18 protein-coding genes and 1 pseudogene are annotated in these 18,182 nt (G+C 60.4%); 13 read left to right on the plus strand and 6 right to left on the minus strand.

The annotated features are described in order from the left end of the window. Nucleotides 1-103: 103 nt before the first annotated feature. Both ACVW0Y_RS00525 and ACVW0Y_RS00530 read right to left on the minus strand, forming a co-directional pair. Entirely contained in the window at nucleotides 104-1,015 is a 912-nt protein-coding gene (locus ACVW0Y_RS00525) for a putative 2-dehydropantoate 2-reductase (protein ID WP_457435328.1), read from the minus strand. Further along, nucleotides 1,016-2,023 (minus strand): annotated as a pseudogene (locus ACVW0Y_RS00530) (response regulator); the annotation flags it as partial. 106 nt (nucleotides 2,024-2,129) lie between these two features. On the opposite strand from ACVW0Y_RS00530, the gene ACVW0Y_RS00535 reads away from it, so the two are divergent. Together ACVW0Y_RS00535 and ACVW0Y_RS00540 are read left to right on the plus strand one after the other, a co-directional pair. Beyond that, on the plus strand, nucleotides 2,130-2,609 hold the full coding sequence (locus ACVW0Y_RS00535; protein ID WP_457435329.1) for a YajQ family cyclic di-GMP-binding protein: 480 nt from the start codon (nucleotides 2,130-2,132) through the stop codon (nucleotides 2,607-2,609). A gap of 262 nt (nucleotides 2,610-2,871) precedes the next feature. Next, nucleotides 2,872-3,708: a mechanosensitive ion channel family protein gene (locus ACVW0Y_RS00540; RefSeq protein ID WP_457435330.1), complete on the plus strand. Its 837-nt coding sequence runs from the start codon at nucleotides 2,872-2,874 to the stop codon at nucleotides 3,706-3,708. Between the two features lie 74 nt (nucleotides 3,709-3,782). Here the strand turns inward: ACVW0Y_RS00540 and ACVW0Y_RS00545 are convergent, their stop codons facing one another. After that, the gene (locus tag ACVW0Y_RS00545) at nucleotides 3,783-5,522 is read right to left on the minus strand and encodes an AmpG family muropeptide MFS transporter (protein ID WP_457435332.1); all 1,740 of its coding nucleotides are present in this window, start codon (nucleotides 5,520-5,522) and stop codon (nucleotides 3,783-3,785) included. Between the two features lie 83 nt (nucleotides 5,523-5,605). Continuing rightward, nucleotides 5,606-5,986 (minus strand): MGMT family protein, encoded by a 381-nt coding sequence (locus ACVW0Y_RS00550; protein ID WP_457435334.1) that lies wholly within the window; start codon nucleotides 5,984-5,986, stop codon nucleotides 5,606-5,608. Between the two features lie 259 nt (nucleotides 5,987-6,245). On the opposite strand from ACVW0Y_RS00550, the gene ACVW0Y_RS00555 reads away from it, so the two are divergent. Then, nucleotides 6,246-7,268: a DUF481 domain-containing protein gene (locus ACVW0Y_RS00555; protein WP_457435336.1), complete on the plus strand. Its 1,023-nt coding sequence runs from the start codon at nucleotides 6,246-6,248 to the stop codon at nucleotides 7,266-7,268. A gap of 131 nt (nucleotides 7,269-7,399) precedes the next feature. On the opposite strand, the gene ACVW0Y_RS00560 is transcribed toward ACVW0Y_RS00555, so the two are convergent. Continuing rightward, complete coding sequence (locus ACVW0Y_RS00560; protein ID WP_457435337.1) at nucleotides 7,400-8,158, minus strand: SDR family oxidoreductase; 759 nt, start codon at nucleotides 8,156-8,158, stop codon at nucleotides 7,400-7,402. 151 nt (nucleotides 8,159-8,309) lie between these two features. Here ACVW0Y_RS00560 and ACVW0Y_RS00565 point away from each other — a divergent pair, with 151 nt between their 5' ends. The 4 genes from ACVW0Y_RS00565 to groL all read left to right on the plus strand — a co-directional run bounded on the left by ACVW0Y_RS00565 (nucleotide 8,310) and on the right by groL (nucleotide 11,895). Beyond that, nucleotides 8,310-9,041 carry a HugZ family pyridoxamine 5'-phosphate oxidase gene (locus ACVW0Y_RS00565; protein ID WP_457435339.1) on the plus strand — a complete coding sequence of 244 codons (732 nt, stop codon included), beginning with the start codon at nucleotides 8,310-8,312 and terminating at the stop codon, nucleotides 9,039-9,041. 151 nt (nucleotides 9,042-9,192) lie between these two features. After that, a complete protein-coding gene (locus ACVW0Y_RS00570; protein ID WP_457435340.1) occupies nucleotides 9,193-9,648 on the plus strand; it encodes an FxsA family protein in 456 nt (151 codons plus the stop codon). Between the two features lie 254 nt (nucleotides 9,649-9,902). Next, a complete protein-coding gene (locus ACVW0Y_RS00575; RefSeq protein ID WP_457435342.1) occupies nucleotides 9,903-10,196 on the plus strand; it encodes a co-chaperone GroES in 294 nt (97 codons plus the stop codon). Nucleotides 10,197-10,248: 52 nt separating this feature from the next. After that, entirely contained in the window at nucleotides 10,249-11,895 is a 1,647-nt protein-coding gene (groL, locus tag ACVW0Y_RS00580) for a chaperonin GroEL (protein ID WP_457435344.1), read from the plus strand. Nucleotides 11,896-12,120: 225 nt separating this feature from the next. On the opposite strand, the gene ACVW0Y_RS00585 is transcribed toward groL, so the two are convergent. Beyond that, entirely contained in the window at nucleotides 12,121-12,864 is a 744-nt protein-coding gene (locus ACVW0Y_RS00585; protein WP_457435346.1) for a phosphatase PAP2 family protein, read from the minus strand. Nucleotides 12,865-13,040: 176 nt separating this feature from the next. Here ACVW0Y_RS00585 and ACVW0Y_RS00590 point away from each other — a divergent pair, with 176 nt between their 5' ends. The 6 genes from ACVW0Y_RS00590 (at nucleotide 13,041) to ACVW0Y_RS00615 (ending at nucleotide 18,133) form a co-directional block, all read left to right on the plus strand. After that, nucleotides 13,041-13,724 (plus strand): response regulator transcription factor, encoded by a 684-nt coding sequence (locus ACVW0Y_RS00590; protein WP_457435347.1) that lies wholly within the window; start codon nucleotides 13,041-13,043, stop codon nucleotides 13,722-13,724. Then, nucleotides 13,714-14,994, plus strand: a complete 1,281-nt coding sequence (locus ACVW0Y_RS00595; protein ID WP_457435348.1) for a sensor histidine kinase — start codon at nucleotides 13,714-13,716, stop codon at nucleotides 14,992-14,994. The genes ACVW0Y_RS00590 and ACVW0Y_RS00595 overlap by 11 nt, the downstream gene beginning before the upstream one ends. Before the next feature lie 217 nt (nucleotides 14,995-15,211). Continuing rightward, nucleotides 15,212-15,913, plus strand: coding sequence for a lipopolysaccharide kinase InaA family protein (locus ACVW0Y_RS00600; RefSeq protein WP_457435350.1), 702 nt, complete (start codon nucleotides 15,212-15,214; stop codon nucleotides 15,911-15,913). Nucleotide 15,914: 1 nt separating this feature from the next. Then, nucleotides 15,915-16,136, plus strand: a complete 222-nt coding sequence (locus ACVW0Y_RS00605) for a hypothetical protein (RefSeq protein WP_457435352.1) — start codon at nucleotides 15,915-15,917, stop codon at nucleotides 16,134-16,136. 144 nt (nucleotides 16,137-16,280) lie between these two features. Next, complete coding sequence (locus tag ACVW0Y_RS00610; protein ID WP_457435354.1) at nucleotides 16,281-17,222, plus strand: AEC family transporter; 942 nt, start codon at nucleotides 16,281-16,283, stop codon at nucleotides 17,220-17,222. 122 nt (nucleotides 17,223-17,344) lie between these two features. Further along, nucleotides 17,345-18,133, plus strand: coding sequence for a YfaP family protein (locus ACVW0Y_RS00615; protein WP_457435355.1), 789 nt, complete (start codon nucleotides 17,345-17,347; stop codon nucleotides 18,131-18,133). Nucleotides 18,134-18,182: the final 49 nt, after the last annotated feature.

Genomic DNA, 18,182 nt, shown 5'->3' on the forward strand with positions numbered 1-18,182 from the left:
TTCAGGGATGCTGCTTTTGTAGAAGCGGCTTTAGCCGCGATTGGGTCGTGCATACGACAAACGCATCGCGGCTGAAGCCGCTCCTACGGATTTGCGCGACGTGCTAGTCGGTCGGCAGGCCTTTACTGCCCAACTCTGCCTGCAGGCGCTCCAGCAACACCTGCAAATGCGGCACCGCGCAGTTATGCCGCTGCGCCACCGCGCAGGCATGGCCAATCAGATAGCTGATCTCCGTACGCCGCCCCTGCGCTGCATCCTGATGCATGGATGAGTAGTTGGCTGCGGTGGCCTTGATGACTCGTTGCACTTCTTCGTCCAGATGCTCCGCCGCTGCCGTTTGGCCGCACAGGCTGAGCAGTTCGCTCAGTTCGGCGCACAGGGTGGCCACTTCCGCCGGATGCTCCAGCAGAGCGCCATTGCGGCAGTCATAGAGCACCGTGAGTGGGTTGATGGCGCAGTTCAGCGCCAGCTTGCGCCATAGGCGACTGAGGATATCGGGTGTCCATTCATGGGAAATACCGGCGTTTTGCAGGTCGGCCAGCCACGCGGATGGGACGGGGTTCTGCGGGTCGCCCAGCCAGGTATGGCCATGGCCGGCAAACACCACGCGGAAATCGCCGTCACGAAAGGCACCTTCGGTACTGGAGGCAAGAATGCAACGGGCTCTTGGCAGGCGGGCGGCCACGGCGTCCTGACTGCCCATACCGTTTTGCAGTAGAACCACCTGGGCATCCGTGGTCAGCCGATGGGCCACGCTGGCTGCGGCAGCCTCGGCGTCATAGGCCTTGCACGCCAGCAGAAGCAAACGAATGGGGCTGGTGTCGTCGACGCTTTGCGCCGGCACTGGATACAGGCTGGCCTGGCCCTGTTCCACCAGCGTCAGGCCGCCCAGCTGACGGTAGCTGGCCAGACGTTGACGATTGCGTAGCAGCAGGGTGACCGGCACATTGGCGCGGGCCAGACGGGCAGCCCAGAGGGTGCCCAGGCTGCCCGCACCGAGAATGTGCCAATGCATTTACTTGTTCAGCGGCAGACGCACCGCAGCGACGCGACCGCTGCCATAGGCTTCGGGCAGCAGGGTGGTGGCCTGGTCGATCAGCGCCTGAGGCTGGATCGGCAGCGCCTTGGCGTCCATTCCCACCAGGCTGATACCGGCCTTGAGGGTGATAAAACCTTCGCTGGTCTTGAACGCTTTGAGATTGAGCCCTTCATGCAGGCGTTTGAAACTGCTTGGCGAGCATTCCTGCAGGTCTTCCAGCAGGGTCAGCAGGCCGAAGTGGTGATCGTCCAGTCGAACCAGCACGTCCAGCGGCCGCACCAACTGTTGCAGACGGCGGGCAACGCCATGCAGCAGCTCGTTGTAGAAGCTTTCGCCGTACTGCTGACGCAAGTTCGGCGCGTCCTGCAGGCCGATCAGCAGATAGCACACGGCACCGCCACGGGACTCCACCTGGCGGATGCTGTCGATCATCATCTGATGCAGATAGCGCGGGTTGCCCAGGCCGGTCAGCGGGTCGACCAGATTGCGCTGTTCCAGGCTGGAAATGTTCTGGGTGAGCATGCGGTTTTCCTGCAGCAGGCGCTGCAAGGTGTTGCACAGACGGTCGGCGGCGTACACCCGTGGCACCAGTTGCTCGCTCATGGCCGACTTGCTGACAAAGTCATCGACGCCACGGTCGAAGGCCTCACTCAGTACGTTTTCGCCTTCCTTGCCGGTAAGCAGCATGACGTAGGTGTAGTGGTCCGCCATTTCGTCCAGTTGGCGGACGCGGCCGGTCAGTTCCAGGCCGTCGATTTCCGGCATCAGCCAGTCGGCGAGCAGCACGCTGGCAGGACGTTGTTCCAACAGCGTCAAGGCCTCCAGTGCGCTGCTGGCAAAGCGCACATCGAGGTAACCGGCTTGGCTCAGGGCTCGGCCGATCATGGCGCTGGAGAACTTGGCGTCGTCCACCACCAGGATGCTGAGATGGGGGTTGGGCATTGGCAGACTCGAGAGAAATAATGAAGGTGCCGGCGGTTGGCCGGGCGGTGTTTGTATCGGCAGATATATAATGATCCGGCATTTTAACCGTCAAGCTTGGCGTGCATTGTCTGTAAGACTTATCACGCCGTCTATCTGGAGAATTCCCATGCCCTCGTTCGACGTGGTGTCCGAACTGGACAAACACGAAGTGACCAATGCTGTCGACAACGCGATTAAAGAGTTGGAGCGTCGTTATGACCTGCGTGGCAAAGGTACTTTCGAGTTCAAGGATCTGACCATCAACCTGACCGGTGACGCCGAATTTGTACTCGAGCAGATGGTGGAGATTCTCAGACTCAGCCTAGTCAAGCGCAAGATCGATGTGCAGTGCCTGGAGCTGAAAGATGCGTATCCATCGGGCAAGAGTGTGAAGCAGGAAGCAGTTCTGCGCGAGGGCATCGATAAGGACCTGGCGAAGAAGATCGTTGCCCATATCAAAGACGCCAAACTCAAAGTCCAGGCCGCCATCCAGGGCGAGCAGGTTCGGGTGACCGGCAAGAAGCGGGATGACCTGCAAGAAGCCATCGCGGCGCTACGTGCAAAAGAGTTCGGCATGCCCCTCCAGTTCAACAATTTCCGCGATTAGTGTTCCAGACACTGTGAAAACTACTGCGCTCGGCTAGGCGGCGTTGAAAACAGACTCACAATGCTCATTGGCTACAGCCAACTCCGCTTGTTCGCCTGTTTCCGCCTTGCCTATCCTTCGCTCGCTACGTTTTCACAGCGTCTGACCGGATATTGGCTCGGGCCAAATTCGGGAACCATCCCATCTACGAGACGTCGCAACCTACATCACAGCTGTTTTTCATGACCGGCGTACGGGCGGTCAGGCAGTGGGGGAGTGGGTTATGGATTTCAATGCGCAAGTGGACCACCTGGTGGACGCTTCACAGGCGTGGTTACCGGTCATCATGGCCTATAGCGGCCGTGTGCTGCTGGCCTTGGTGGTATTGGCGATCGGCTGGTGGCTGATCAACCGGCTCACGAACAACCTCAGCGCGCTTATCGGCAAACGCCTGGGAGACCCGGCCCTGCAAGGGTTTATCGGCACCCTGGCCAATATCATTCTGAAAGTGCTGCTGGTGATCAGCGCGGCGTCGATGATTGGCGTGGAAACCACCTCCTTTATCGCCGCCATTGGTGCTGCCGGCCTGGCCATCGGCCTGGCGCTGCAGGGCAGCCTGGCCAACTTTGCCGGTGGCGTGCTGATTCTGCTGTTTCGTCCTTTCCGTATTGGCGATGTCATCGAAGCGCAAGGCGTTACCGGCACTGTGGATAACATCCAGATATTCCACACCGTGCTGCGCACCGGCGACAACAAGACGGTGATCATGCCCAACGGCGGTCTGTCCAACGGCATCATCACCAACTACAACCGCCAGGCCACGCGCCAGGTGGTGTTCGATATCGGCATCAACTACGACGCCGACCTGCAAGCGGCCAAGCAGGTGCTGATGGACATGGCCGAGGACGAGCGTGTGCTCAAGGACCCGGCACCAGCCGTGGTGGTGGCGTCGTTGGGCGATAGCTCGATCAAGATGTCGTTGCGGGTGTGGGTGAAGACCGCGGACTACTGGAGCCTGACCTTCAAATTCAACGAAGAGATTCGCGACCGCTTGCAGGATGCCGGGATTGCCATTCCCTTCCCGCAGCGGGTTATTCGTATGGTCCAAGAGCCGGCGTAATTACCTCGTCTCTGTAGGAGCGGCTTCAACCGCGATGCTCTTGGCGATCAAAAACATCGAGGCTGAAGCCGCTTCTACATAGCCTTTTCCTCGGCCGCTATGGGCGGTTGCTCCTCAGCCGGCGGTACCGCTGGCTGACTCGCCATCCGCTGCCATTGCCAGCAAATCAGAATCAGCGTCGGAATGCCCAGTAGCGCGGTGATCAGGAAGAATTTGTGGTAGCCGACGTTTTCCACCATCACCCCCGAGTAACCACCGATCAGCCGTGGTAGCAGCAGCATGATCGAGCTGAGCAGGGCGTATTGGGTGGCGGAGAATTTCAGGTTGGTCAGGCTCGACAGGTAGGCGACAAAGGCTGATGTGGCCAGGCCTGCGCTGAAGTTGTCGGCGGAAATGGTCACAATCAGCATGTCCAGATTGGCACCCATGTCGCTCAGGAGCATGAACAGCAGGTTGGTGGCCGCCGATAGCACGCCGCCAATCAGCAGGATCGGCATAATGCCAAAGCGCACAATCAGCAAGCCGCCCGCGCCGGCACCCAGCAAGGTCATCACCAGACCAAACAGCTTGCTCACGCTGGCGATCTGCTCTTTGGTGAAGCCCTGATCGATGTAGAACACGTTGGCCATCACCCCCATCACCGTATCCGACATGCGATAGGTGGCAATCAAGCCCAGCAACAGCAACGCCTGCCAGCGGTAGCGCTGGACGAACTCACTGATCGGCGTGACCACCGGGGCCATCAGCAGACGCCCCGGTGCCGATACGCAGGCCAGGGCGATCAGCACATACAGGGTGCCGCGCGGCCAGGCACCGCTGGTGAAGGCTTTGGCCGCCGCCGCAGCGGTGACCAGGATGATGATCAGCACAATCATCGACACCGCCTGGTGCACGAAGTCGAAGTTGGGAATCACCTTGCCGCGGGCGGCGACAATCAATTGCTTGCGCTGCTGGCTCAGCAGGTCGCGCACCGGCGCGATCAGGCGGCGTCCGGCGGGCATCAGGCAGGCACCGAGGAAAATCGCGTAGAGCGCGGCGCGTGGCCAGGCGCGGTCAAGCAGGCCGGTGATCATCGCCGGCAGGGAGATCAGCATCACCAGCAGAATCAGCACCGAGTACAGCTGGTCCTTGAGTTTGAAACGCGAGGTGGTGGTCTGTGCCGGCATATCCACATGCGGCTCGCGCATCCACAACGTGGTGAGCAGGCCCGGCAGCATCAGCACGGCGAACAGTAGATAGGTGCTGGCCCAGGCACCGAACTCGTAGGAAACGGTGGTGGAACCGAACCACTCGGCGAAGTACAGCGCGCCCGCCGTGGCAAGCAGGGCGGCGACGCGGTAGCCAAGCATATAGCTGGCGGCGAGGGCGGCCTGGCGGGTGTCGTCGGCGATTTCCAGGCGGTAGGCGTCTACCGCGATGTCCTGGGTGGCAGAGGCGAAAGCCACCAGTACGGCGATGGCGATCAGCCAGGTCAGATGGGCGCGTGGGTCGCACAGCGCCATGCCGATCAGACCCAGGGCGATGATGATTTGCGCCAGCACCAGCCAGGAGCGGCGGCGGCCGAGGCGGCCGAGCAAAGGCAGGCGCCATTGGTCGAGCAGCGGCGACCAGATCCATTTGAAGGCGTAAGCCAGGCCGATCAGGCTGGCGAAGCCGATGGTTTCCCGCGACACGCCAGCTTCACGCAGCCACACCGACAACGTGGAGAACACCAACATGTACGGCAGGCCGGCGGCGAAGCCAAGAAGCAGCAGGGCCAGACTTGCCGGCGAAGCATAGGCGGCGAGTGCGGCACGCCAGGTTTTACGGGCCATTGGGCTGAGATCTGCGTGGAATTACAAGAACGTGAATTGCCCAGTCGCGGGTACCGACTGGATTGCCAAAAACAGGGCGCACTCTAACCGCTGTGCTCCATCGGACGCCAGCCATGGCGCTTGATATCCACCCGTTGATTGACCATGCGCACTCCTTCGGCGCGCAGCCTTGCCCGTTGTTCCTCGCCCGACAGCGTGCCGGCGGCCAGGCTCAGGCGACCACCCGCCGCGACCACGCGGTGCCAGGGCAGGGTGCTGCCTTCGGGCAACTGACTCAAGGTACGCCCCACCCAGCGCGCGGCGCGGCCCAGACCGGCCCACTGCGCCAGTTCGCCGTAGCTCACCACGCAGCCACTGGGCACCTGCGCCAGGGTCACATACAGCGCCATGCGCCGGGCTTCGGCGGTGTCGCTGGCAACGTTGGCGGGGGCGGCTGTGTTGGTGCTGTCGTGTTTGGTTGGCATGTTTTTCCCGATGCCCCCGGCGGCTGATTGAGAGCCGGCAGCTTAACCGACTGCCGCTATCGATCAACTGCACCGCGGCTGCAGCGCCCGCCAACTGGCCGATAAAGCCCAGCGGCGTGCTCTGGCGCGAGCCTTGCTGGGCAATCAGGTTGAACTTGACCGGTATCTGCCGGTCACTCCTTCCAGTGTTTTTTAGGTCTGCGGGTTTTTATCTTGGATAATGCCCAGCCTTAATTTTTATGGAGCGGTACATCTCCCCATGCGGTTATCCAACAAGCTCTCCCACGCTCTTTCCTGCGCCGCGCTGACGCTGGCGGCAACCCCTGTTCTGGCCGACACCATCTGGTTGAAAAACGGCGACCGTCTGACCGGTACCATCAAGGTCTTCGACGGCGGCAAGCTGGTAGTCGAGACCAGCTACGGCGGCACCATTCCGGTGGACTGGAAACAGGTGAAAACCCTGGAAAGCGACCGCGAGCTGATGGTCAAGCAGGATGAGTTCACCGGCGAGCGCGCCAAGTCGCTGCAAGCGGCCGAAGACGGCAAGGTCACCCTGATCAATGGCGAGGCACCGAAAACCGTCGAGCTGGCCAGCATCGAGCAGATCATCAAGCCCAAGCCGATTCTTGAAGACCTGGTATGGAAGGGCAACGTCGACGTCGGTCTGGATTACAAACGTGCGGAAACCGATACCGACGACTACGACGTCGACTTCAAGACCACCGCCCGCCACGGTGCCTGGCGTCACAACGCCGAAGGCGGCTACAACCGCGAGTCGCAGGACGACGTCACCACCACCAACAACTGGAACGCCGAATACGCCCTGGACCGTTTTCTCGATGAACACTGGTTCTGGCAAGGCCGCCTGAGCTACAAGCGCGACCATATCGAAGACGTCTCCAGCCAGCGCACCATCGGTACCGGTCCCGGTTACCAGTTCTGGGACGATGAGCTGGGCGCTTTCTCCCTGGCCACCCTGGTCAACCAGAACGACTACGAATACAAGGATGGCGGCAGCGACAACTTCTATTCCCTGGGCCTGAAGTGGGACTACAACCGCTATCTGGTGGGCAAGACCTTCGAGCTATTCAGCAACGGCGAAGTCGGCAAGCCGATTGGCGGCGACAGCGAGTACGAACTCGATGCCGAAGCGGGCCTGCGCTACAAGGTTACGGATTGGGCTTCGCTGAACGTGAAGGCCGAGAAAAACATCGTCAGCGGCGCCAAAGAAGGCGAGGTCGACGAAACCCGGTATAGCGTGGGCTTTGGTGTAGGTTGGTAGAAATATCGTTTGGCTGAATCGCGGCTGAAGCCGCTCCTACAGGACCAAGGTTTTTGCAGGAGCGGCTTGAGTCGCGATAGCCCATAAAAAAGCCCCGCACTTGGCGGGGCTTTTTTATGGGCGGGTCGCTATTACAGGCGCAGGCCGCCATCCAGCTCCAGAATCCGACCGGTGTAGTAGTCGTTTTCCAGGATGTACGCCACCGAGTGGGCGATCTCTTTCGGCTGGCCCAGGCGCTTGAGCGGAATGCCCGAGGTCATTTTTTCCAGGGCTTCGGGCTTCATGCTGGCGACCATTTCGGTCTCGATAAAGCCTGGTGCAACGCCGGCCACACGGATGCCGTAGCGCGCCAGTTCTTTGGCCCAGACCACGGTGTCCGCCGCTACACCGGCCTTGGCGGCGGAGTAGTTGGCCTGGCCGATGTTGCCGGCACGGGAAATGGAAGAGATGTTGACGATCGCGCCCTGGTTTTTCAGCTCGATCATTTTGGCGGCCACTTCGCGGGTGCAGAGGAACACGCCGGTCAGGTTGACGTCGATCACCGACTGCCACTGCGCCAGGCTCATCTTCGACAGCTCGCCGTCCTTGACCTTGATGGTCAGGCCGTCGCGCAGAATGCCGGCATTGTTGACCAGGCCGTTGATGGCACCGAAATCGTCGGCGATCTGGGCTACGGTGTGGGTAACCTGTTCTTCATTGGCTACGTTGCACAGGTAGGCGCGGGCGTCGCCACCGGCGGCTTTGCAGGCGGCAACGGTTTCATCCAGGCGTTCCTGGTTGAGGTCCACCAGCGCCAGTTTGGCACCGCGGGCCGCCAGGTATTCGCCCATGGCACGGCCAAGGCCTTGGCCGCCGCCGGTGATAACGATGACTTTGTCTTTCAGTTCCATAACCACATCCCCAGAAAGGTTGGCGGGCAATGGCCCTGCAGTGCATGAGCGTATTGCCCCACCCGATACGTTGTTGCCCCGTTGGCGCGCGCAACCGTTAAGCTGGGCACCTGTCCGTCTTCGAGACGAATTCTCAACAAGGAGTCATAAGGTGAGCGTGAAAGTCGGCAAGCATGCCCGAGAATTGCTACTCAAGGAATACCGTGGGGCGCTCTCCACATTGTCCAAGTCCATGCCAGGCTACCCTTTCGGATCGGTGGTGCCGTACTGCCTGGACGCGAATGGCTACCCGCTGATTCTGATCAGCCGCATTGCTCAGCACACCCATAACCTGCAGGCGGAGCCCAAGTGCTCGCTGCTGGTGGGCGAACGCGGCGCGGAAGATGTGCAGGCCGTTGGCCGTCTGACCCTGCTGGCGCAGGCGCGCAAAATTACTGACGAAGCCGCGATTGCCGCTGCCGCCGAGCGCTACTACCGTTACTTCCCGGAATCCGAGGGCTATCACCAGGCCCATGACTTCGATTTCTGGGTGCTGGAGCCAGTGCGTTCGAGGTATATCGGTGGTTTTGGTGCCATTCATTGGGTCGAGCAGGTGAGCCTGGCCAACCCTTTCTTCGGCGAATCCGAGCTGAGCATGGTGGAACATATGAACAGCGACCACGCCAACGCCATCGCCCATTACGTCAAGCTGGCCGGTCTGCCTACCCACGCGCCGGCGCTGTTGGCTGGTATCGACAGCGAGGGTTTCCACCTGCGTATCGGTGTTGGCCTGCATTGGCTACCCTTTCCAACATCCTGTAACACTGCCCTGGAGGTGCGTCAGGCCTTGGTAGCACTGGCGCGGGCTGAAACCTGGCCGGCGACGGGCGACGTTCCAGCTTGAATTAAAACTAGGCGAGCACCATCTAGAATTTGTATGGCCATGAGGTTTTAAAAGCTCGCGGCTGAAGCCGCTCCTACGGGGAGCTGCGGTCTTGTAGGAGCGGCTTGAGCCGCGATGCTTTTGATGTTTGTCGCACCGAGGAAATCGATAGATGCGTGCTTTTCTGTTTTTGTTTCTGCTATTCCCGATCATTGAACTGGCGGTATTGATCAAAGTGGGCAGCGCCATCGGCGTGCTGCCGACCTTGCTGTTGATCATCGGCAGCGGCGTGCTTGGTGCCGTATTGCTGCGCGTGGCCGGTGTGGCTACCGCCTGGCGTGCCCGTGAACGTCTAGCGCGTGGCGAATTGCCGGAACAGGAAATGCTCGAAGGGCTGTTGATCGCGGTGGGCGGCGGGCTGTTGTTGCTGCCCGGCTTTATCAGCGACATTTTCGGCCTGCTGTGCCTGCTGCCGTTCACCCGCCGGCTGATCGTGGGCAAGTTGCGCCAACGGGCTGCCGAACAGGCCTTGCGCCAGCGCGCGTTTGCCGATGATCTGCAAGCGCGTTCCGGGCCGCACCGCCCGAATGTGATCGAAGGCGAATTCGAACACCGCGACCCGCAGTAATCTCCAGGGCCGATGAATGCTCTGCTGCAGCATTCATCGGTTACCTGCCAAGCAGTAAAAAATTTTCACCCCCGCCCTTGTAATCCCGTTCCCTGCCCCTATGTAGTGGTCACCGCAAGGTCTCTGTCGGTTTACGACAGTCAGTCTTCCGCGTTGCCGCTCTGCGGCGCGCGACCGGCCACGCCGGATAGCAGTACAACCAGCCGGTGAATAAACCGGCGGCTTTAAACCACCTTACTTGGGAGAGATCGACAATGAAGCTTCGTCCTCTGCATGACCGCGTCGTTATCCGTCGCAGTGAAGAAGAAACCAAAACCGCTGGTGGCATCGTTCTGCCGGGCTCGGCTGCTGAAAAGCCGAACCGTGGCGAAATCCTCGCTGTAGGTACCGGCCGTGTGCTGGACAGCGGCGAAGTGCGCCCTCTGGCCGTTAAAGTCGGCGACAAAGTGGTGTTCGGTCCGTACTCGGGCAGCAACACCATCAAGGTTGATGGCGAAGACCTGCTGGTCATGAGCGAGAACGAAATCCTGGCCGTTGTTGAAGGCTGATTTCCGCTCTACGAATTCCGCGCTACCGAAACGAATTTGAGGAATAACGATCATGGCTGCAAAAGAAGTTAAATTCGGCGACTCCGCCCGTAAAAAAATGCTGGCTGGCGTAAACGTCCTGGCTGACGCAGTTAAAGCCACCCTCGGCCCGAAAGGCCGTAACGTGATCATCGAGAAGAGCTACGGCGCTCCGACCATCACCAAGGACGGCGTTTCCGTTGCCAAAGAAATCGAGCTGAAAGATCGCTTTGAAAACATGGGCGCGCAGCTGGTTAAAGACGTTGCCTCCCGTGCCAACGACGACGCCGGTGACGGCACCACCACCGCCACCGTTCTGGCTCAGTCGATCGTCAACGAAGGCCTGAAAGCCGTCGCTGCCGGCATGAACCCGATGGACCTGAAGCGCGGCATCGACAAGGCGACCATCGCCATCGTTGCCCAGCTCAAAGCCCAGTCCAAGCCATGCGCAGACACCAAAGCCATCGCCCAGGTCGGCACCATCTCCGCCAACTCCGATAGCTCCATCGGCGACATCATTGCCCAGGCAATGGAAAAAGTCGGTAAAGAAGGCGTGATCACCGTTGAAGAAGGCTCGGGCCTGGAAAACGAACTGTCGGTTGTAGAAGGCATGCAGTTCGACCGTGGCTACCTGTCCCCGTACTTCATCAACAAGCCGGACACCATGGTTGCCGAGCTGGACAGCCCGCTGATCCTGCTGGTCGACAAAAAGATCTCCAACATCCGCGAAATGCTGCCGGTGCTGGAAGCGGTTGCCAAAGCTGGCCGTCCGCTGCTGATCGTGGCTGAAGACGTTGAAGGCGAAGCCCTGGCTACTCTGGTTGTGAACAACATGCGCGGCATCGTTAAAGTCGCTGCTGTTAAAGCACCAGGCTTCGGCGACCGCCGCAAAGCCATGCTGCAAGACATCGCCGTGCTGACTGGCGGTACCGTGATTTCCGAAGAAATCGGTCTGAGCCTGGAAGGCGCCACCCTGGAACACCTGGGTAATGCCAAGCGCGTCATCCTCAGCAAAGAAAACACCACCGTTATCGACGGTGCTGGCGTTCAGGCTGATATCGAAGGCCGCGTTGCCCAGATCCGCAAACAAGTTGAAGACACCTCGTCCGACTACGACCGTGAAAAACTGCAAGAGCGTCTGGCCAAACTGGCTGGCGGTGTTGCCGTGATCAAGGTTGGTGCCGGTTCCGAAGTGGAAATGAAAGAGAAGAAAGCCCGCGTTGAAGACGCCCTGCACGCTACCCGTGCAGCCGTTGAAGAAGGCGTGGTACCTGGCGGTGGCGTGGCTCTGGTTCGCGCTCTGCAAGCCATCTCCGAACTGAAAGGCGACAACGCTGATCAGAACGTCGGTATCGCTCTGTTGCGTCGCGCTGTTGAAGCACCGCTGCGTCAGATCGTTGCCAACTCGGGCGATGAGCCAAGCGTTGTAGTCGACAAGGTCAAGCAGGGTTCCGGTAACTTCGGTTACAACGCTGCCACCGGCGAATACGGCGACATGATCGAAATGGGTATCCTCGACCCGGCCAAAGTAACCCGTTCTGCTCTGCAGGCCGCGGCCTCTATCGCCAGCTTGATGATCACCACTGAAGCGATGATTGCTGAAATCGTGGAAGACAAGCCTGCAGCTGGCGGCGGTATGCCAGACATGGGTGGTATGGGCGGCATGGGCGGCATGATGTAACCCAGCTTTGCCAATAAAAACCCCGCCTGGTGCGGGGTTTTTTTATGGCTGAGCGATCGGCTGCGCGTCGGCATTGCTGCGTTGAAATGATTTTTTGAATGCTCATTGGCTACAGCCAACTGCGCTTCAAAAAACCATTTCGCCTTGCACTGCTCTAGCTCGCTCGATCTTGATCGGCGGCGCGGCTGAGATCGCAACAGCAAAAGCTCGCGGCTGAAGCCGCTCCTACGGATTGCGCAGAACCGTAGGAGCGGCTTCAGCCGCGATGCTTTGGGCCGGCCGGTAGAGCACGGCCCAGTACGAGCCCAAACAAATCAACCAACAAAACACCGCCGTCCACAGGTTGTGGGAGAAGAAGTGCGCGCCTTGCAGCATGCGGCTGATGGAAAAGACGGTGCCCAGGGTCAGGGCGAAGATGAAGCCGGCGCGCGCCAGGCGAGGTTTGCGGTCGCGAAAAACAAAGAACAGGGCGAACAAGGTGAAGCCGGCGGCGGCATGGCCGCCGGGCCAGCAGCGGCCGGGTTTGTCAGTGGCGGGGCGATGGCTGAGCAGGGGGCTGTAGGTTTCCTGGCCGCCGAACTGCGTCAGGCTCCAGGGGCATTGCACGGCGGTCACCGCTTTCATCGGGGTGACGAAGCTGGTGGATAAACCCATGGCCAGCACCAGGTAGCCGAGTTGGCGCTTGAGCGGTTTGAGACGCTCGATAAAGAAGCTGCCGATAAAACCAATGATCGACACCACCGCGAACAGAATCACCGCCTGCTTGGCGCGGTCATGCAGGATGTCTTCGAGAAAGGCGCTGTGTTTGCCGATAAAGCCGCTGCCCGGGGTGTACATCAGGTTGGCCAGGGCAAAATCCAGGCGTGTGGGTTCAATCAGCAGTAGCAGCGCCGCAATGGTCAGCGGAATGCCCAGGGCCAGGCGCAGGTTCAACGGTGCTGAGAAAGATAGAGGTGGATTCGACGACATGCTGAGTCCAGACGCTTGTGAGGTAGCCTGCATGCTCGCCGCGGTGGTGTCAGTAACGCGTCAAGTTGCTGTGAAAAAAATGTGAAACCCGCTTCAATCAAGCAATGTTCGGGTAATGTCGCGCAGCGAGACGCACCGTCACACGCCGCCCGCAACACCCGCACCAAGGAACATCCATGCGCATTCTGATCGTTGAAGACAACCGCGACATTCTCGCCAACCTCGCGGATTACCTGGGCATGAAAGGTTACAGCGTCGACTGCGCCCAGGACGGGTTGTCCGGCTTGCACCTGGCCGCCACCGAGCATTACGACCTGATCGTGCTGGATATCATGATGCCGGGCATGGACGGCTATACCCTGTGCAAGCGTCTGCGCGAGGACGCCCGGCGTGACACACCAGTGATTATGCTCACCGCTCGCGACCAGCTGGATGACCGCCTGCAAGGCTTCCGCTCCGGTGCCGACGATTACCTGCTGAAACCCTTTGCGCTCTCTGAACTAGCCGCCCGTATCGAGGCGGTGCTGCGCCGCAGCCAGGGCGGCGGGCGGCGGATTCTGCAGGTCGCCGACCTTAGCTACGACCTCGATACCCTGCAGGTCAGTCGCGGCAGCAAGGCGCTCAAACTCAACCCCATCGGCCTCAAGTTGCTGGCCGTGCTGATGCAGAAAAGCCCGCACGTATTGCGCCGGGAAGTATTGGAAGAAGCCTTGTGGGGCGACGACTGCCCGGACAGCGACAGCCTGCGCAGCCATATTCACCAACTGCGCCAGGTGATCGACAAGCCTTTCGCAGTGCCCCTGCTGCAGACCGTGCATGGGGTGGGCTATCGCCTGGCGGAAGTAATCGATGGAGTTTAAGCACAGCCTGTCACGGCGCATCGTTATTGCCTTTGTCGTGATGACCACCCTGGTGGCGGCGGCCTTCGCCACTGGCATTTATATGGCCGTGCATATGCTCGAGGAGAAGTTGATTTCCGGCGTGCTCAGCGGTGACCTCGACCGCATGCTGCACATGGACAGCATGGACGATTGGCGTAACCAGCCCGAGCCTGACCAGCTGTTCTATTTTTCCGGCGGACACGGTGATTTTGCCTTGCCGGACTACTTGCAGGGCATGGAACCTGGCTTCCATGAAATTTTTCGCGGGGACCTGTCCTACCATGCCTTTGTGCGCATCGTGGCCGGTCAGGAATACGTGTTGCTGCAAGACCAGAGCGAGTTCGAAGAGCGCGAGCGGACCTTGTACACCACGGTGTGGATCGGTTTTGTGCTTTGTGTGGCCCTGGCCGTATTCCTCGGCCAGTTCCTGGCCCGCAAGGTGATCGAGCCGGTGGTGCGGCTGTCGCGTCAGGTGCGCCATCGCGATCAGTTGCTGGCCATGGCCCCGCCACTGGCCCCGGACTACGCCGCCGACGAGGTGGGGCAGCTGGCCGCCGCCTTTGATACCACCCTGGGGTTGCTGCGCCATGCGCTGAACCGCGAGCGACTGTTTACCAGCGACGTCAGCCATGAACTGCGTACGCCGCTGATGGTGCTGGCCAGCTCCTGCGAGCTGCTGCTGGAAAACCCTAACCTCGACACCCGCGCCCGCGCTCAGGTGCAGCGTATTTTCCGCGCCTGCGAAGATATGCGCGCTCTGGTGCAAACCTTCTTTCTCCTGGCCCGCGCGCAGAACACCGACGCCAGCCAGATTCCGACCATGAGCCTGGACAGCGCGGCCTACGAACTGATCGAGCAGTGGCGCGGGCCTATCGAAAGCAAAGGCCTGCAGCTGCATTACCAGATCGAGACAGTGCTGCCGGGCAGCTTCAACGCCACCTTCCTGCGCACCGTGATGGGCAACCTGCTGCGTAATGCCCTGCACTACACCGACAGTGGTCATATCCGCCTGACCCTGGTGGCGGACGGTTTTATGGTGGAAGACACCGGCGTCGGCATTCCGGAGAACCAGCGTGAAGCCATGTTCCAGCCCTTTGTGCGCGGCGACAGTCAGCGCGGCGACGGTTTGGGGCTTGGTTTGTCGCTGGTGCAGCGTATTTGTGCAAGCCAGGGTTGGCAGGTCAGCCTGAGCGCGGCCCTGCCCAGCGGCTGCCGTTTCAAGGTGGTGATGGTGAGTGACGAAGGCTGAGGGCTATCCGTTAGATAGTCGTGAATTGGCCGACGTTTGGTAGGTGTTTTCGGAACTTGGCCCCCATTGTGCAGACAAAGGCTGCTACATTCCTTGTCGGTCGAGCCTTATAAGAACTCTCTCGACCGCGTCTGAGCCTTCCCAGGCCTTGAAATGGATATGGTCGCCCGACAGCGGGTGGCAGTGCTTTTATATCTTCCGTACAGGACACATTCGCATGACTGCAGCGCTGCATTTGCCGGCCCCCGGCGTATTCGAACAATGGTGGCAACTTCAAGGTGATTGGGTGGAAGAACCCAATCACAGGCGCGGTGGCACCAGCGGCGTGCAACGTATTCGCAGCGAAGACGGCAACCTGCTGTATGCCAAGCGTCAAGTCGGCCATGTGTATCACAGCCTGCTGCATCCCTTCGGCCGTCCCACCGTATTGCGCGAACTGAACGCCCTGCAGTGCCTCAGCCGCCTCGGCATCAAGGTGCCGCAAGTGGTGTACTGCGGTGCCGAGCGCGATGCCGACAAATCCTGGCGGGCCTTGCTGGTAACGGCCGAGCTCAAGGACTTTATCGAAATTGATCACTGGCACGCCGCAGGCGGCCGCGAGCGCCACGGCGAAGCCTTTCACCAGCAGGTGATGGAGGCCGTGGGGGTGATGATTGCGCGCATGAACAATGCCCGCTGGCAGCACAACTGCCTGTATTCCAAGCACGTATTTATTCGCGTGGAAGGCGAGGGCAGCGCGGCCACCTTCGAAGTGGGCGTGCTGGATCTGGAGAAATCCCGCCGTCGCCTCACCCGGCGACAAGCCGCTCGTCACGATCTGCGGCAACTACGCCGCCATTCGTCGTGGAGTTCGGCAGACTGGCAACATGTTATCTATGGTCATTCCACAGCGTTTGGCAGCGCTATCAAGGGGTTGTGACATGAAGCTAGATATTGCACGAGGTGTATTCCTCATCGGTGCCTTGGGTGTGGCGTCACTGTCGGCAGCCGCCTGGCATGAGCCGGGCCCCACCGTGTTGCATTCAATGTCGGCCGGCAGCCAGTGTTCGATGCCTGCCAACGTCAAAGCCAAGATCGCCGTGCGTCCGGATCAGGACCTGCTGTTGTTGATGTTCGGCCTTGCCCAAGGCGGTACCCGCTAAGCCAGCGTCGTACCTTCCCACCGTTGTCGAATGGCCGCCTGAGCTGGCGGCTTTCGGCGGGGGCCCGGCTAACCCGGGTCGCGCTCGTTGCCTTCGTGGCTTATCATTAGCCCCCTAACGACACCCGCCCTGGTTCCACTTCCCATGTTCGCGATTATCGCCGCCACCTTCGGCATCACCATGCCGGTGTTTGCCATGCTGTTTCTCGGCGTTTTCCTCAAACGCCTGGCACTGATCGACGGCCATTTCATCAATACCGCCTCCAGCCTGGTGTTCAACGTCAGCATGCCGGTCATGCTGTTTCTGGCCATCATTCATGCCGACCTGCGTACCGCCATGCAACCGGCGGTGCTGGGCTATTTTGTCCTGGCGACGGTGGTGGGCTTTCTGCTGGTGTGGGGCTGGGCGATCTGGCGCGTGCCGATGGCCGATCGCGGTGTGTACACCCAGGGCTCCTTTCGCGGTAACAACGGCATCATCGGTCTGGCCCTGGCCACCAGCCTGTACGGCGACTACGGCCTGTCGCTGGGCGGCATCCTCGCCGGCGTGGTGATCCTTTCCTATAACAGCCTGTCGGCCATCGTCCTGGCGATCTACAGCCCCAGCGCCAAGTCGGACGTGTGGAGCATCAGCAAAAGCATTATCTGCAACCCGCTGATCATCGGGGTGCTGGCAGCCATTCCGTTTGCCTACTGGCAGATTCCGCTGCCGGCCTGGCTGATCACCTCCGGCGAATACCTGGCGCAACTGACCATGCCCCTGGCGCTGATCTGTATCGGCGGCACCCTGTCGCTGGCTTCGTTGCGCAAAAGTGGCAGCATGGCGGTCAGCGCCAGCCTGATGAAAATGGTCTGGCTGCCGATCCTGTCCACCGCCGGTGCCTTCGCTTTCGGTTTCCGCGGTGCCGACCTGGGTGTGCTGTTTCTGTACTTCGCCAGCCCGACGGCGGCGGCCAGTTTTGTCATGGCCAAGGCGGCCAATGGCAACCATGAGCTGGCGGCGGCGATCATCGTGATCACCACGCTGGTGGCCGCCATCACCACCAATGTCGGCATCGTTTTCCTGCAATGGGGCGGTTGGATGTAGGCTTTGTTAGCCAGGCGCTGTGAGCCATTCGGTAACTCTTACAAATTGTGTCGCCGGGCCATTGTCAGGCTGCGGGCCAGGCTTTACCTTTGCCGCTCTTTCGCGCGTTCAAGGGATTATGCATGCGCCCCCCGTTGTTCCTCTGCCTGGCTTTGCTGGCTTCCAGCGCCATGGCCGACCCCTCCGTCGAGCTGCAAGGGCCGACTGCTGGCTGGCGTTATTCCGGATTGCTGGAACGCTCCGATGACGCACGCGTGGCCTACCCGACACCGCCAATAGACCGTGGCGCCCAGCGTGGCCGCAGCCTGATCCAGGGCTCCCTGAAAAATCTGCAAGGCACTCGCCAACCGCATCGTCTGGTGGTCAACGGCAACCCGTTGCCGCTGTATACCGACGAGCAGGGCCGCTTCGTGCGCCCCTATAACTTTGGTGCCGGCTCCAACAGCGTCGAAGTGGTCAGCGGCGACGGCCAGTCGCTAAAGCGCGTGCAGTTCTACGAAGCCAATACCAGCAAGACCCCGGCGCGGGTGCGCATTGTCCTCGGCTGGGACGACCCCAAGGCCGAACTCGATCTGCATGTGGTCACCCCGGACGGCCAGCACGCCTTCTGGGCCGACCCGGTGATGAGCAATGGCGGTGGCCTGGACGTGGACAGCGTCGATGGCCCCGGCCCCGAGATGTTCACCATGACCGCGCCGCTGCACGGCACCTACCTGGTATTCGTCAACTACTGGGGCAACCTCAACAGTGAGGGTTACAACTTCACCGAAGGCAGTAACCAGAACGAAGTGATCACCGCGCAGATCAGCCTGGTGTTCAACGAAAACACGCCGAATGAAAAACGCGAGACCTTTATCGTGCCGTTGCGCGGTATTGGCGATCTGCAACTGATCAAGTCTTTCAATTATTAAGCTGCACCTACTGAATAAGCGCCGTAGCACGGACGAATTGGGGTTTGCA

The organism is Pseudomonas sp. TE3786 (assembly GCF_054057335.1).